General features: G+C 71.5%; 10 protein-coding genes. 3 read left to right on the top strand and 7 right to left on the bottom strand.

Annotated features, from left to right (window positions below):
- The first annotated feature begins 40 nt into the window (after positions 1–40).
- Both ACN9MM_RS11475 and ACN9MM_RS11470 read left to right on the top strand, forming a co-directional pair.
- A complete protein-coding gene (locus ACN9MM_RS11475) occupies positions 41–835 on the top strand; it encodes an SDR family NAD(P)-dependent oxidoreductase (RefSeq protein WP_426363516.1) in 795 nt (264 codons plus the stop codon).
- Positions 835–1668, top strand: coding sequence for an SDR family NAD(P)-dependent oxidoreductase (locus ACN9MM_RS11470; protein ID WP_426363515.1), 834 nt, complete (start codon positions 835–837; stop codon positions 1666–1668). The genes ACN9MM_RS11475 and ACN9MM_RS11470 overlap by 1 nt, the downstream gene beginning before the upstream one ends.
- Positions 1669–1709: 41 nt before the next feature.
- Here the strand turns inward: ACN9MM_RS11470 and ACN9MM_RS11465 are convergent, their stop codons facing one another.
- A complete protein-coding gene (locus ACN9MM_RS11465) occupies positions 1710–2231 on the bottom strand; it encodes a DUF4240 domain-containing protein (protein ID WP_426368719.1) in 522 nt (173 codons plus the stop codon).
- 99 nt (positions 2232–2330) lie between these two features.
- On the opposite strand from ACN9MM_RS11465, the gene ACN9MM_RS11460 reads away from it, so the two are divergent.
- Entirely contained in the window at positions 2331–3251 is a 921-nt protein-coding gene (locus ACN9MM_RS11460) for an SDR family oxidoreductase (RefSeq protein WP_426363514.1), read from the top strand.
- A gap of 89 nt (positions 3252–3340) precedes the next feature.
- Here the strand turns inward: ACN9MM_RS11460 and ACN9MM_RS11455 are convergent, their stop codons facing one another.
- The 6 genes from ACN9MM_RS11455 to ACN9MM_RS11430 all read right to left on the bottom strand — a co-directional run bounded on the left by ACN9MM_RS11455 (position 3341) and on the right by ACN9MM_RS11430 (position 13199).
- The gene (locus ACN9MM_RS11455; RefSeq protein ID WP_426363513.1) at positions 3341–4333 is read right to left on the bottom strand and encodes a helix-turn-helix transcriptional regulator; all 993 of its coding nucleotides are present in this window, start codon (positions 4331–4333) and stop codon (positions 3341–3343) included.
- Between the two features lie 43 nt (positions 4334–4376).
- The gene (aceE, locus tag ACN9MM_RS11450) at positions 4377–7082 is read right to left on the bottom strand and encodes a pyruvate dehydrogenase (acetyl-transferring), homodimeric type (protein WP_426363512.1); all 2706 of its coding nucleotides are present in this window, start codon (positions 7080–7082) and stop codon (positions 4377–4379) included.
- Positions 7083–7381: 299 nt separating this feature from the next.
- Positions 7382–8005 carry a GntR family transcriptional regulator gene (locus ACN9MM_RS11445; RefSeq protein WP_351186195.1) on the bottom strand — a complete coding sequence of 208 codons (624 nt, stop codon included), beginning with the start codon at positions 8003–8005 and terminating at the stop codon, positions 7382–7384.
- A 119-nt stretch (positions 8006–8124) separates the two neighbouring features.
- On the bottom strand, positions 8125–9930 hold the full coding sequence (sucB, locus tag ACN9MM_RS11440; protein WP_426363511.1) for a 2-oxoglutarate dehydrogenase, E2 component, dihydrolipoamide succinyltransferase: 1806 nt from the start codon (positions 9928–9930) through the stop codon (positions 8125–8127).
- A gap of 62 nt (positions 9931–9992) precedes the next feature.
- A complete protein-coding gene (gene lpdA / locus ACN9MM_RS11435; RefSeq protein ID WP_086830968.1) occupies positions 9993–11381 on the bottom strand; it encodes a dihydrolipoyl dehydrogenase in 1389 nt (462 codons plus the stop codon).
- 312 nt (positions 11382–11693) lie between these two features.
- Positions 11694–13199 (bottom strand): leucyl aminopeptidase, encoded by a 1506-nt coding sequence (locus ACN9MM_RS11430; protein WP_426363510.1) that lies wholly within the window; start codon positions 13197–13199, stop codon positions 11694–11696.
- Positions 13200–13472 lie beyond the last annotated feature (273 nt).

Raw genomic sequence — 13472 nt, 5'->3', positions numbered from 1 at the left:
CAGCAATCCCCGGAAAGCTTGACATCGAGAGGTTGTCGACATGAACCAGCTGACCCGTTACGAAGGACGCCGCGCCCTCATCACCGGCGGCGGCTCCGGCATCGGCCAGGCCACCGTCCTGCGCATGCTCGCCGAGGGCGGCCGCGTCGTCGCCGCCGACATCAGCGAGGACGGCCTCAAGGACACCGTCGCCAAGGCCGGCGACGCCGCCGACCGCCTCACCACCACCGTCGTGAACGTCGGCGACGAGGCCTCCGTACGGGCCGGCGTCGCCGCCGCCGTCGAGGCGCTCGGCGGCCTGGACGTGCTGGTCAACGCGGCCGGCATCCTGCGCTCCTCGCACACCCACGAGACGAGCCTCGACTCCTTCGAGCAGGTGATCCGGATCAACCTCACCGGCACCTTCCTCATGATCCGCGAGGCGATCCCCGCCCTCCTGGAGGGCAACGGCTCCGCCGTCGTGAACTTCTCCTCCACCTCCGCGCTGTTCGCCCACCCGTACATGTCCGCCTACGCGGCCAGCAAGGGCGGCATCCAGTCCATGACCCACGCGCTCGCCGCCGAGTACGCCAAGCAGGGCATCCGCTTCACCGCCGTCCAGCCCGGCTCCATCTCCTCCGGCATGACCGACGGCACCGGCGCCAGCCGCCAGAGCGTCGGCCCCGGCCTCCCCGAGGACGCCGACCTCTCCCTCTTCATGAAGCTCGCCCCCGCCCTCGGCCAGGGCTTCGCCGGCCCCGAGACCGTCGCCGGCGTCGTCGCGATGCTCGCCTCCGACGACGGGCAGTTCATCACCGGCACCGAGGTCCGCATCGACGGCGGAACCCACTTCTGATGACCGCCGCCGAGGTCTTCCACGGCCGCACCGCCGTCATCACCGGAGCCTCCTCCGGCATCGGCGCCGGCCTCGCCCGGCACGCCGCCGGGCTCGGCATGAAGCTGGTCCTCGCCGACATCGCCGCCGACCGCCTCGCCGTCTTCGCCGAGGAACTCCGGGCCACCGGCGCCGAGGTGGAGGCGGTGGTGACCGACGTCGCCGACCCCGCCTCCGTCGAGGCCCTCGCCGACACCGCGTACACCCGGTTCGGCGTCGTCGACCTGCTCGTCAACAACGCCGGGATCATGGCCATGGGCTACTCCTGGGAGATCCCGGCGGAGCGCTGGGACGCCATGCTCCGGATCAACATCGGCGGCTACGTCAACGGCATCCGGGCCTTCGTCCCGCGCATGCTGGAGCGCGGCGAGAAGGCCTGGGTCGTCAACGTCTCCTCGGTCGGCGGCATGCTGCCGAGCCCGCTGATGGCCCCGTACAGCGTCACCAAGTTCGGCACGCTCGCCCTCACCGAGTCGCTGCACCACGAGATGCAGATGAAGGGCGCCCCGATCCAGGTGTCCGTCGTGACCCCCGGCTCCGTCAAGAGCGAGATCTTCAGGGCGGCCCCGCCGGGCGAGACCGCCCCGCCGGAGATCGCGGCCTTCAGCCGGCACCTGCAGGCGATGGCCGACGAGCACGGGCTCACGCCCGAGGAGCACGCCGAACGCGTCTTCGAGATGGTCGCGGAGGGCAGGTACTGGGCGATCCCCCAGCCCGAACAGCTCTTCCCGGCACTCCAGCCGCGCACGGACATGATCCTCGCGCGGGAGAACCCCCGGCTCCAGCCGGGCTGAACCACCCGGGGCGCGGAGCCCTCCCTCCGCGCCCCCGGGCCTCACACCGTCCCGAAGCGCTCCCACAGCCGGGGGAAGCGGGCCGCGAGCACGTCGTCGTCCTCCAGGTCGAAGGGCGCGCCCGACGGCTCCCCGCCCGGCATCGGAATCCCCAGATCGGGCGTCTCCGCACCGGTCAGCGCCTCGTACGCCTCGTCCGCCGCGAAGCCGATCTCCTCGCCGTCCCCGTCGATCTCCACGTCGAAGTCGCCGAGCAGCTCCGCCAGCGAGTCCGGATCGTGCACGCCCCCCTCGTAGACCTCCCGGCCCTGGCCGATCAGCCAGCAGCGGAACGAGTCGAAGGTCTCCTCGCCCGCCCCGTCGAAGAGCACCGCCGCCGCCCCCCACAGCTCCCAGAGGTACGCGCGGTTGAAACGGGCCTCGAAGTGGCGCGCGTAGTCGAGCACCGAGTCGGGGTCCAGCCGGGTCAGCCGCTCCACGAGCAGATCGGCCTGCTCCTCGGGGTCGCCCTCGGCGTCCTCGCGGGTGGCGTCGATCAGCTCCCAGAACTCGGTCTCGTCCATCACGGCACCAGCATCGTGGCTCGGGGAGTCCGACGCACCCGGAAACCCCGAAACGAATCCGGACAGAAGATGTCGTGCTTTCCTGTCAGCCTGGGGTCCATGACGACTGAAACGACACCCCTGCGCGGACGGATCTGCCTGGTCGCCGGGGCCACCCGGGGCGCCGGACGGGCCATCGCCGTCCAGCTCGGCGCCGCCGGAGCCACCGTGTACGTCACCGGCCGCACCACCCGCGAGAAGCTCAGCGAGGTCGGCCGCGCCACCGAGACCATCGAGGAGACCGCCGAACTGGTGACGGCCGCCGGCGGCGAGGGCGTCGCCGTCCCCACCGACCACCTGGAGCCCGGGCAGGTCCGCGCCCTCGTCGAGCGGATCGACCGGGACCACGGCCGGCTCGACGTCCTCGTCAACGACGTGTGGGGCGGCGAGCACCTCGTCACCTTCGGGAAGAAGACCTGGGAGAACGACCTCGCCGGCGGCCTCAGGATGCTCGAACTCGGCGTGAAGACCCACGCCGTCACCTCGCACCTCGCGCTCCCGCTGCTCATCCGCAACCCCGGCGGCCTCGTCGTCGAGGTCACCGACGGCACCGCCGCGTACAACACCACCCGCTTCCGCGAGAACCTCTACTACGACCTCACCAAGAACGCCCCCATCCGGATGGCCTTCGGACTCGCGAAGGAACTGGAGGAGTTCGGCGGCACCGCCGTCGCCGTCACGCCCGGTTGGCTCCGGTCGGAGCAGATGCTCGCCGGCTTCGGCGTCACCGAGGAGAACTGGCGCGACGCCACCGCGAAGATCCCCGACTTCGCCGTCTCCGAGTCACCGGTGTACGTCGGCCGGGCCGTCGCCGCCCTCGCCGCCGACCCCGACCGGCACCGCTGGACCGGCCGGTCGCTCTCCAGCGCCGACCTCGCGAAGGAGTACGGCTTCACGGACGCGGACGGCTCCCGGCCGGACGCCTGGGGCTTCATCGTCGCGGGCGAGACGGGGAAGCCGGACGTGGCCGACTACCGATAAGCCGGACGTGGCCGACCACCGATGAGCCGGGCGCGGCCGACCACCGACAGGTCGGACGCGGCCGACCACCGACAGGCGTCCGGGGCCGACTACCGATGAGCCGTACGGGGAGTACGGCCCTCCCCGTACAGCGCCGCCATGCCCCGGGCCGCCTCCGTGAACCTCTTCCGGAGCGCGTCCGGGGCCAGTACCTCCACCTCCGGGCCGAGGCCGAGCAGCTGACCGAAGGCGACCTCCTCGCTCTCCACCCGCAGGACGACCCGCAGCAGGCCGCCCTCGGCGGTCCCCGCCGCGAGCGCCTCCCCGGCGGCCGCGCGGTCCGTGACGTGCGGCAGCCGGCGGGCGCCCGCCTCCGTCAGCCGCACCACGACCTCGGCGCGCAGGATCGACCGGGCGAACTCCGCCGCCCGCTCCTCCCAGAAGACGGGCAGGTCGAAGTCCGGGTCCCGGTCGAAGCGCTCCTCGCCCACGGCGACCGCCGTGAACCGGTCCACCCGGTACGTGCGGAAGGCGGAGCCGGAGCGCGCGCACACGTACCAGACGCCCGCCTTCAGGACGAGGCCGTACGGTTCGAGCTCCCGCTCCACCTCCGTGCCGTCCCCGCGCCGGTACCGGGCCGACACCCACCGGTCGTCCCACACGGCCTCCGCCACCGGCGCGAGCAGCTCCGGGGTCTCGGGCTCCTGGTACCAGCCGGGCGCGTCGAGATGGAAGCGCCGGGCCGCCGACTCGTGCGCGTCCCGCAGGGACGGCAGCAGCGCCGCCGACACCTTCAGCCGGGCCGCCGAGGCCGCGTCCTCCAGGCCCATGTCCCGCAGTGCGCCCGGCAGTCCGGACAGGAACAGGGCCTCCGCCTCACCGCGCGCGAGCCCCGTGAGCCGCGTGCGGTAGCCGCCGACGAGCCGGTAGCCGCCGGCCCTGCCCCGCTCCGCGTAGACCGGCACCCCGGCCTCGGAGAGGGCGAGCGCGTCCCGCGTGATCGTCCGCTCCGACACCTCCAGCTCCGCCGCCAGTTCGGCCGCCGTCATCGACGGACGCGACTGGAGGAGCAGGACCAACTTGATGAGGCGGGCGGCACGCATGACTCCATCATGCGTGCCGCCCGCCTCTGCGGAGCAAGGACCTTTACAGGCCGTAGCGCTCGCGCGCCTCCTTCACGGCCGACGCCGGGACCTCGCCGCGGCGGGCCAGCTGGGCCAGGGCCGCGACGACGATCGACTGGGCGTCGACGCCGAAGTGGCGGCGGGCCGCGTCGCGGGTGTCCGAGAGGCCGAAGCCGTCGGCGCCCAGCGAGCTGTAGTCCTGCTCGATCCACTGCGCGATCTGGTCCGGGACCTGGCGCATGTAGTCGGAGACCGCGAGGACCGGGGAGTCGATGCCCTCCAGGGCCTTGCGGACGTACGGCACCTGCTCCTCGCCGCGCAGGAGGGCCGCGTCGGCCTCCAGCGCGTCGCGGCGCAGCTCGGTCCAGGAGGTCGCGGACCACACGTCGGCGCCCACGCCCCACTCGGCGGCGAGCAGCTTCTGCGCCTCCAGGGCCCAGTGGATGGCCGTACCGGAGGAGAGCAGCTGGATCCGCGAGGCGTTCGCGGGCAGGTCGAGACCGGCCGACTCCGCCGTGTTGAAGCGGTAGAGGCCCTTGACGATGCCCTCGTCGATGCCGGACGGCTTGGCCGGCTGCGGCATCGGCTCGTTGTAGACCGTCAGGTAGTAGAAGACGTTCTGGTCCTCGCCCTCGGCGGCCTCGCCGTACATCCGGCGCAGACCCTCCTTGACGATGACCGCGACCTCGTAGGCGAACGCCGGGTCGTACGTCAGGGCGGCCGGGTTGGTCGCCGCGATCACCGGCGAGTGCCCGTCGGCGTGCTGGAGGCCCTCACCCGTCAGGGTCGTGCGGCCGGCGGTCGCGCCGACGAGGAAGCCGCGGCCGAGCTGGTCGCCGAGCTGCCACATCTGGTCGGCGGTCCGCTGCCAGCCGAACATCGAGTAGAAGATGTAGAACGGGATCATCGCCTCACCGTGCGTGGAGTACGCGGTGGACGCGGCGATGAAGTCGGCCATCGAGCCGGCCTCGGTGATGCCCTCGTTCAGGATCTGGCCGTTGACGGCTTCCTTGTAGTACATCAGCTGGTCGCGGTCGACCGGCTCGTACGTCTGGCCCTTCGGCGAGTAGATGCCGAGCGACGGGAACAGCGACTCCATACCGAAGGTACGGGCCTCGTCCGGGACGATCGGGACCCAGCGCTTGCCGGTCTCCTTGTCGCGGATCAGGTCCTTGATCAGTCGCACGAACGCCATCGTCGTGGCCATCGACTGCGAGCCGGAGCCCTTGTCGAACGCGGTGAACGCCTTGTCGGCCGGGGCCGGCAGCGGGGCGAGCGGGTGCGTGCGGCGGGCCGGGGCCGGGCCACCGAGGGCCGCGCGGCGCTCCTGGAGGTAGCGGACCTCGGGGGAGTCGGCGCCGGGGTGGCCGTAGGGCACCTGGCCGTCGACGAACTGCGCGTCCGAGATGGGCAGTTCAAGAAGGTCACGCATGTTCTTGAACTCGTCCGTCGTCAGCTTCTTCATCTGGTGGTTCGCGTTCTTCGACGCGAAGCCCTCACCCAGGGTGAAGCCCTTGACGGTCTGCGCGAGGATCACCGTCGGCGCGCCCTTGAACTCCAGGGCGGCCTTGTACGCGGCGTACACCTTGCGCGGCTCGTGGCCACCGCGGGAGAGGTGGAAGCACTCGAGGATCTTGTCGTCGGACAGCAGCTGCGCCATCGCGACGAGCGCCGGGTCCTTGCCGAAGAAGTCCTGGCGGATGTAGGCGGCGTCGCGGGTCTGGTACGTCTGGACCTGCGCGTCCGGCACCTCGCGGAGGCGGCGGACGAGGGCGCCGGTGGTGTCGAGCGCGAACAGCTCGTCCCAGGCGTTGCCCCACAGCGACTTCACGACGTTCCAGCCGGCGCCGCGGAACTGGGCCTCCAGCTCCTGCACGATCTTGAAGTTGGCGCGGACCGGGCCGTCGAGGCGCTGCAGGTTGCAGTTGATGACGAAGGTCAGGTTGTCCAGACCCTCACGGGCCGCCAGGGCGAGGGCCGCGGTCGACTCGGGCTCGTCCATCTCGCCGTCACCGAGGAACGCCCACACGTGCGAGGCGGAGACGTCCTTGATGGCGCGGTTGGTCAGGTAGCGGTTGAAGCGCGCCTGGTAGATCGCGGAGAGCGGGCCCAGACCCATGGAGACGGTGGGGAACTCCCACAGCCAGGGCAGGCGGCGCGGGTGCGGGTAGGAGGGCAGGCCGTTGCCGCCGGACTCCTGCCGGAAGTTGTCGAGGTGGGCCTCGTCCAGGCGTCCGTCGAGGAACGCGCGGGCGTAGATGCCGGGGGAGGCGTGGCCCTGGATGTAGAGCTGGTCGCCGGAACCGTCGGCTTCCTTGCCCTGGAAGAAGTGGTTGAAGCCGGTCTCGTAGAGCCAGGCCGCGGAGGCGAAGGTGGCGATGTGGCCGCCGACGCCGTGCTTGGAGCCGCGGGTGACCATCGCGGCCGCGTTCCAGCGGTTCCACGCGGTGATCTTCCGCTCCATCTCCTCGTCGCCGCCGAACTCGGAGATCGAGGGCTCGGCGGAGGTGGGGATGGTGTTGACGTAGTCCGTCTCCAGGAGCTTGGGCAGGGCCAGGCCCGCGCCCTCGGCGTGCTGGAGCGTGCGGCGCATCAGGTAGGCGGCCCGGTGAGGGCCGGCGGCCTTGGTGACGGCGTCCAGGGAGGCCGCCCATTCGGCGGTCTCCTCGGTGTCACGGTCCGGGAGCTGGTCGAGCTCACTCGGAATCTTGCCTACGGGATCGGTCATGATCGCCGCCTTCCGGACAGGTGGGGTGGAGATGGTGGCCTTGTCTGGCAGGACAGGGCGAAGGGCCGGGTGTGGCCCGCCGAAGACTCTAAACCGGCGATCGATGATCGATCAAAGGGTTGAAGGGGAAAACCTCTTCAGATCGAGAAAGTCGGCACAGGGTGCCAAGGAAGAGGGCACCCGGTGCCTCGCTCTGTGGCCTGTTTTCGCAGGTCGGAAGCGTTGTCCGAGGGTTGTGCGCGCACGAATGAGCGGGCCCGTCGACGGACGGGCCCGCTCACTGTGCGTAAAGTCATGGCTCAGGCTCGCGGCGCGCAGCCCAGAACGTGCGCCTTCACGAGCGCACCGATGTTCGGGTCGCCCCGCCGGAAGGCCTCCACCAGCTCCTGGTGCTCCTCCGCGTACGACTTCTGGACCGTGCCCAGCCAGCGGATCGACAGGGCCGTGAAGACCTCGATGCCGAGCGTCTCCCAGGTGTGCAGCAGGACGCCGTTCCCGGCCGCCTTCACCAGCTCCCGGTGGAAGGCCACCGTGTGCCGCACCTGCGCCGTCCCGTCCGCGGCCGCGTCCGCCTCGTACAGGGCCGCCACGTGCGGCTCCAGGGCCGAGCAGTCCGCCGCGAGCCGCCCGGCCGCCAGCTCGGCCGCGATCTGCTCCAGACCGGCGCGTACGGGGTAGCTCTCCTCCAGGTCCGCCGCGGTGAGGTTGCGGACCCGGACGCCCTTGTTCGGCGCCGACTCGATCAGCCGCAGGGACTCCAGCTCGCGCAGCGCCTCGCGGACCGGGGTCTGGGAGACCTCCAGCTCGGTCGCGATCCGGCGCTCCACGATGCGCTCGCCCGGCTTCCAGCGGCCGCTGACGATCCCCTCCACGATGTGCTCGCGGATCTGCTCGCGCAGCGAGTGGACGACGGGGACGGTCATGAAGCGGCTCCTCGGGGAGTGTTGACCCTTAGACAATACGGCGGCGCCCCCGTCCGGAAACACTTCCGGACGGGGGCGCCGCAGGTGAGGCTCGTTACGTTGCCTTTCGGCGACGTGCCTTACAGACCGAGGTCGACCTCGAACTCGCCGGCCTCCAGGATCGCCTTGACGGCGGTCAGGTAGCGGGCGGCGTCGGCGCCGTCCACCAGGCGGTGGTCGTACGACAGCGTCAGGTAGGTCATGTCGCGGACGCCGATGACGGTGCCCTCAGCGGTCTCGATGACGGCCGGACGCTTGACCGTGGCACCGATGCCCAGGATGGCGACCTGGTTCGGCGGCACGATGATCGTGTCGAACAGCGCACCGCGCGAGCCGGTGTTGCTGATGGTGAAGGTCGCACCGGACAGCTCGTCCGGCGTGATCTTGCTGGCGCGGACCTTGCCGGCCAGCTCGGCCGTGGCCTTGGAGATGCCGGCGATGTTCAGGTCGCCCGCACCCTTGATGACCGGCGTCATCAGACCCTTCTCGGAGTCCACGGCGATGCCGATGTTCTCCGAGTCGAAGTACGTGATGGTGCCCTCGTCCTCGTTGATCCGGGCGTTGATGACCGGGTGGGCCTTCAGCGCCTGGGCCGCCGCCTTCACGAAGAACGGCATCGGGGAGAGCTTGACGCCCTCACGGGCGGCGAACGCGTCCTTGGCACGGGCGCGCAGCTTCATCAGCTTGGTGATGTCGACCTCGACGACCGAGGACAGCTGGGCCTGGCCGTGCAGCGCCTTCATCATGTTGTCGCCGATGACCTTGCGCATGCGGGTCATCTTGACCGTCTGGCCACGCAGCGGGGAGGCCTCCAGGGCGGGGGCCTTCGGCGCGGCGGCCGCCGGGGCGGTGGCGGCGGGAGCGGCAGCGGCGGCCTTCTTGGCCTCGGCGGCCGCGAGGACGTCCTGCTTGCGGATGCGGCCGCCGACGCCGGAGCCCTTGACGGCCGCCAGGTCGACCCCGTTCTCGGTGGCGAGCTTGCGGACCAGCGGGGTCACGTAGGCGCCATCCTCCGCCGGCGCAGTCGACGCAGCCGGCGCAGCCGGAGCGGCCGCGGGGGCCGCCGGGACCGGGGTGACCACGGCCGGGGCGATGGACGGGGCGGCGGCGACCGGAGCCGGAGCGGCGACCGGAGCGGCCGGGGCGACCGGCGCGGGGGCCGGAGCCGGGGCGGCCGGGGCCACCGGGGCCGGAGCGGCGGCGGCGGGGGCCGGGGCGGCGGCCGGGGCCGGAGCGGCCGGAGCCGGGGCGGCGGCCGGAGCGGCACCCGCGGCACCGATGACGGCCAGCTTGGCGCCGACCTCGGCGGTCTCGTCCTCGGCGACGACGATCTCCAGGAGAACGCCGGAGGCGGGGGCGGGGATCTCGGTGTCGACCTTGTCCGTGGAGACCTCGAGCAGCGGCTCGTCGGCCTCGACGGTCTCGCCGACCGACTTCAGCCAGCGGGTCACGGTGCCCTCGGTGACGGACTCGCCGAGCGCCGGCAGGACGACGTCGGTGCCCTGGGCGGCACCGGCGGCCGGAGCCGCGGCGGGCGCCTCGGCGACCGGGGCCGGGGCGGCCGGGGCCTCGGCCACGGGGGCCGGGGCGGCGGCGGGGGCGGCGACCGGCTCGGCGGCCGGGGCCGGGGCAGCGGCGGGGGCGCCGGTGCCGTCGTCGATGATGGCGAGCTCGGCGCCCACCTCGACCGTCTCGTCCTCGGCGACCTTGATGGAGGCCAGGATGCCCGAGGCGGGGGCGGGGATCTCGGTGTCGACCTTGTCGGTCGAGACCTCGAGCAGCGGCTCGTCGGCCTCGACACGCTCACCCTCGGCCTTGAGCCAGCGGGTGACGGTGCCCTCGGTGACGCTCTCGCCGAGCGCCGGCAGGGTTACGGAAACCGACATGGTTTCAGTTGCTCCTAACGAATTGCGGAAAGTGGTCGTCGCGCCCTGTGATGACGTGAGCGTCAGTCGTGGGAGTGCAGAGGCTTGCCGGCGAGGGCCAGGTGGGCCTCGCCGAGCGCCTCGTTCTGCGTCGGGTGGGCGTGGATGAGCTGCGCGACCTCGGCCGGCAGCGCCTCCCAGTTGTAGATCAGCTGAGCTTCGCCGACCTGCTCGCCCATGCGGTCACCGACCATGTGGACGCCGACCACGGCACCGTCCTTGACCTGGACGAGCTTGATCTCGCCCGCGGTCTTGAGGATCTTGCTCTTGCCGTTGCCCGCGAGGTTGTACTTCAGGGCGACGACCTTGTCCGCGCCGTAGATCTCCTTGGCCTTGGCCTCGGTGATGCCGACGGAGGCGACCTCGGGGTGGCAGTACGTCACCCGGGGCACACCGTCGTAGTCGATCGGGACGGTCTTCAGACCGGCCAGGCGCTCCGCGACGAGGATGCCCTCGGCGAAGCCGACGTGCGCGAGCTGGAGCGTCGGGACGAGGTCGCCCACGGCCGAGATCGTCGGCACGTTGGTGCGCATGTACTCGTCGACCAGGACGTAGCCGCGGTCCATGGCGACGCCCTGCTCCTCGTAACCGAGACCGGCGGAGACCGGGCCGCGGCCGATGGCGACCAGGAGGACCTCGGCCTCGAAGGTCTTGCCGTCGGCCAGGGTGACCTTGACGCCGTTGTCGGTGTACTCGGCGGACTGGAAGAAGGTGCCGAGGTTGAACTTGATGCCGCGCTTGCGGAACGCGCGCTCAAGAAGCTTCGAGCTGTTCTCGTCCTCGACCGGGACCAGGTGCTTCAGGCCCTCGATGACCGTGACGTCGGTGCCGAAGGACTTCCACGCCGAGGCGAACTCGACGCCGATGACGCCGCCGCCCAGGATGATCGCGGACTCCGGGACCCGGTCCAGGGTCAGCGCGTGGTCCGAGGAGATGATCCGGTTGCCGTCGATCTCCAGTCCGGGCAGGGACTTCGGCACGGAACCGGTGGCCAGGAGGACGTGACGACCCTCGACGCGACGGCCGTCCACGTCGACGGAGGTCGGGGAGGACAGGTGACCGGTGCCCTCGATGTACGTCACCTTGCGGGAGGCGACGAGACCCTGCAGGCCCTTGTACAGGCCCGAGATCACGTCGTCCTTGTACTTGTGCACGGCCTTGATGTCGATGCCCTCGAAGGAGGCCTTGACACCGAACTGCTCCGCCTCGCGCGCCTGGTCGGCGACCTCGCCGGCGTGGAGCAGGGCCTTCGTCGGGATGCAGCCGTTGTGCAGGCAGGTGCCGCCGAGCTTGTTCTTCTCGATCAGTGCGACGTCCAGGCCCAGCTGCGCTCCGCGCAGCGCCGCGGCGTAACCGCCGCTACCGCCGCCGAGGATCACTAGGTCGAAAACGGTGCTGGCGTCGTTCGCCACGTCACGTCCTCCATGCATGTGCGCTCGTCGCCGGTCGTCGACGACCTGGCGGCGGCTGGTGTCCGGCCGCTTTATTTCGGCCCTGTGGTGGGGGCCCTGTCCTGCCGAGAACCCATCTTCGCACTTGTTGACGGACGACGGGACGCGGGGCCGTGCTCTGAGACGGCCGATCGTCCGTCCGGCGGGGTCACGAGAGCGTACGAACCTACGGATTTCGTCGCGAGCGAACAGCCGCGGACGCATCGACGCGCCCGAAACGGGGGGAAGGCCCCGGAGCCGGAGCTCCGGGGCCTTCCGTCACGCCCGTCGTGCTCAGAGCTCGCCGGCCGCCGTGCGCTCGGCCAGCTTCACCAGGGTGCGGACCGAGGAGCCGGTGCCGCCCTTCGGGGTGTAGCCGTACGGGGCGCCCTCGTGGAAGGCCGGGCCCGCGATGTCCAGGTGGGCCCAGGTGATGCCCTCGCCCACGAACTCCTGGAGGAAGAGACCGGCGACCAGGCCGCCGCCCATCCGCTCGCCCATGTTGGCGATGTCGGCGGTGGGGGAGTCCATGCCCTTGCGCAGGTCCGCGGGGAGCGGCATCGGCCAGGACTGCTCGCCGACCTCGTCCGCGATCTCGTGGATCGCGGTCCGGTAGTCGTCGTCGTTGGCCATGATGCCGAAGGTGCGGTTGCCCAGCGCCAGGACCATGGCGCCGGTCAGGGTCGCCACGTCGACGATCGCGTCCGGGTGCTCCTCGGAGGCCCGGGTCAGCGCGTCGGCGAGGACGAGCCGGCCCTCGGCGTCGGTGTTGAGGACCTCGACGGTCTTGCCGCTGTACATGCGCAGGACGTCACCCGGGCGGGTGGCGGAGCCGGACGGCATGTTCTCCGCGAGGGCGAGCCAGCCCGTGACGTTGACCTCCAGGCCGAGGCGGGCCGCGGCGACGACGGAGGAGAACACGGCGGCGGCGCCGCTCATGTCGCACTTCATCGTCTCGTTGTGGCCGGCCGGCTTCAGGGAGATGCCGCCCGAGTCGTAGGTGATGCCCTTGCCGACCAGGGCGAGGGTCTTCTCCGCCTTCGGGTGGGTGTAGGCGATCCGGACCAGGCGCGGCGGGTTCACGGAGCCGATGCCGACGCCGAGGATGCCGCCGAAGCCGCCCTTGGTGAGCGCCTTCTCGTCGAGGACCTGGACCTTGAGGCCGTGCTCCTTGCCGGCGGCCTGGGCGGCGGCGGCGAACGCGGCCGGGGTCAGGTCGTTCGGCGGCTGGTTGATCAGGTCGCGGGAGCGGTTGATCTCCTCGGCGACGGCCTGGGCGCGCTCGGCGGCGGCCTTGTAGGCCTTGTCGCGCGGCTTGGCGCCGAGCAGGGCCACCTCGGCGAGGGGCTTCTTCGCGTCGGCGTTCTCCTGGTACGCGGTGTAGGCGTACGCGCCGAGCAGGGCGCCCTCCGCGATGGCGGCGGCGTCCTCGACGGCGAGGATCGGCAGCGCGAAGGCGGCCTTCTTCGTGCCGGTCAGGGTGCGGGCGGCGGTGCCGGCGGCGCGGCGCAGGGTCTCCGCGTCGAAGGACTCACCGTCCTCGGGGGCCGCGCCGAGGCCGACGGCCAGGACGACGGGGGCCTTGAGACCGGCGGGGGAGGGCAGCTTCGTCGCCTCACCTTCGGCACCCGAGGCGCCCAGGGTCTCCAGGACGGCGGCGAGCCGGCCTTCGAAGGCCTTGTCGACGGCCTCGGCGCCCGGGGCGACGACCAGCGTCTTCCCGGACTTCGCGACGCCGACGACGAGGGCGTCGGCGCGCAGCGTCGCCGCGCCGGCAGTGCTGAGAGTGAGAGCAGTCACGGTGGTGAAATCTCGCTTCCATTGAGTTCTGTGGCGGTCGAGGGATGGGCCGACCGTGCCCGCCGCATCGTATTTCGGCCCGGAGAGCGCCGAGAACGAGCCTACGCTCGCTCACCCGGTTCGCTCACGGCGGCGCTGATTCACTCATCCGTGGTGTCTCTTTCATGTTTACCCTTCCGGTCCTCGTCGCCCCGCCACACTCGCCTCATTCACGCAAGGACGACACACCGTTCTTCGCCTCATCTGCGACATCTCCACGGGTCCTGCCGCTCC

Source organism: Streptomyces sp. E-08 (assembly GCF_049913095.1).
Lineage (GTDB): Bacteria > Actinomycetota > Actinomycetes > Streptomycetales > Streptomycetaceae > Streptomyces.
The sequence above is the reverse complement of the archived record's forward strand: the minus strand, read 5'-3'. Positions and strand labels throughout refer to the sequence as shown.

Excerpts from the sequence above, each read along its gene's own strand:
- aceE (WP_426363512.1), bottom strand. The coding sequence starts at position 7,082 with ATGACCGATCCCGTAGGCAAGATTCCGAGTGAGCTCGACCAGCTCCCG.
- ACN9MM_RS11455 (WP_426363513.1), bottom strand. The coding sequence starts at position 4,333 with ATGCGTGCCGCCCGCCTCATCAAGTTGGTCCTGCTCCTCCAGTCGCGT.
- ACN9MM_RS11475 (WP_426363516.1), top strand. The coding sequence starts at position 41 with ATGAACCAGCTGACCCGTTACGAAGGACGCCGCGCCCTCATCACCGGC.
- ACN9MM_RS11460 (WP_426363514.1), top strand. The coding sequence starts at position 2,331 with ATGACGACTGAAACGACACCCCTGCGCGGACGGATCTGCCTGGTCGCC.
- ACN9MM_RS11465 (WP_426368719.1), bottom strand. The coding sequence starts at position 2,231 with ATGGACGAGACCGAGTTCTGGGAGCTGATCGACGCCACCCGCGAGGAC.
- ACN9MM_RS11470 (WP_426363515.1), top strand. The coding sequence starts at position 835 with ATGACCGCCGCCGAGGTCTTCCACGGCCGCACCGCCGTCATCACCGGA.
- ACN9MM_RS11445 (WP_351186195.1), bottom strand. The coding sequence starts at position 8,005 with ATGACCGTCCCCGTCGTCCACTCGCTGCGCGAGCAGATCCGCGAGCAC.
- sucB (WP_426363511.1), bottom strand. The coding sequence starts at position 9,930 with ATGTCGGTTTCCGTAACCCTGCCGGCGCTCGGCGAGAGCGTCACCGAG.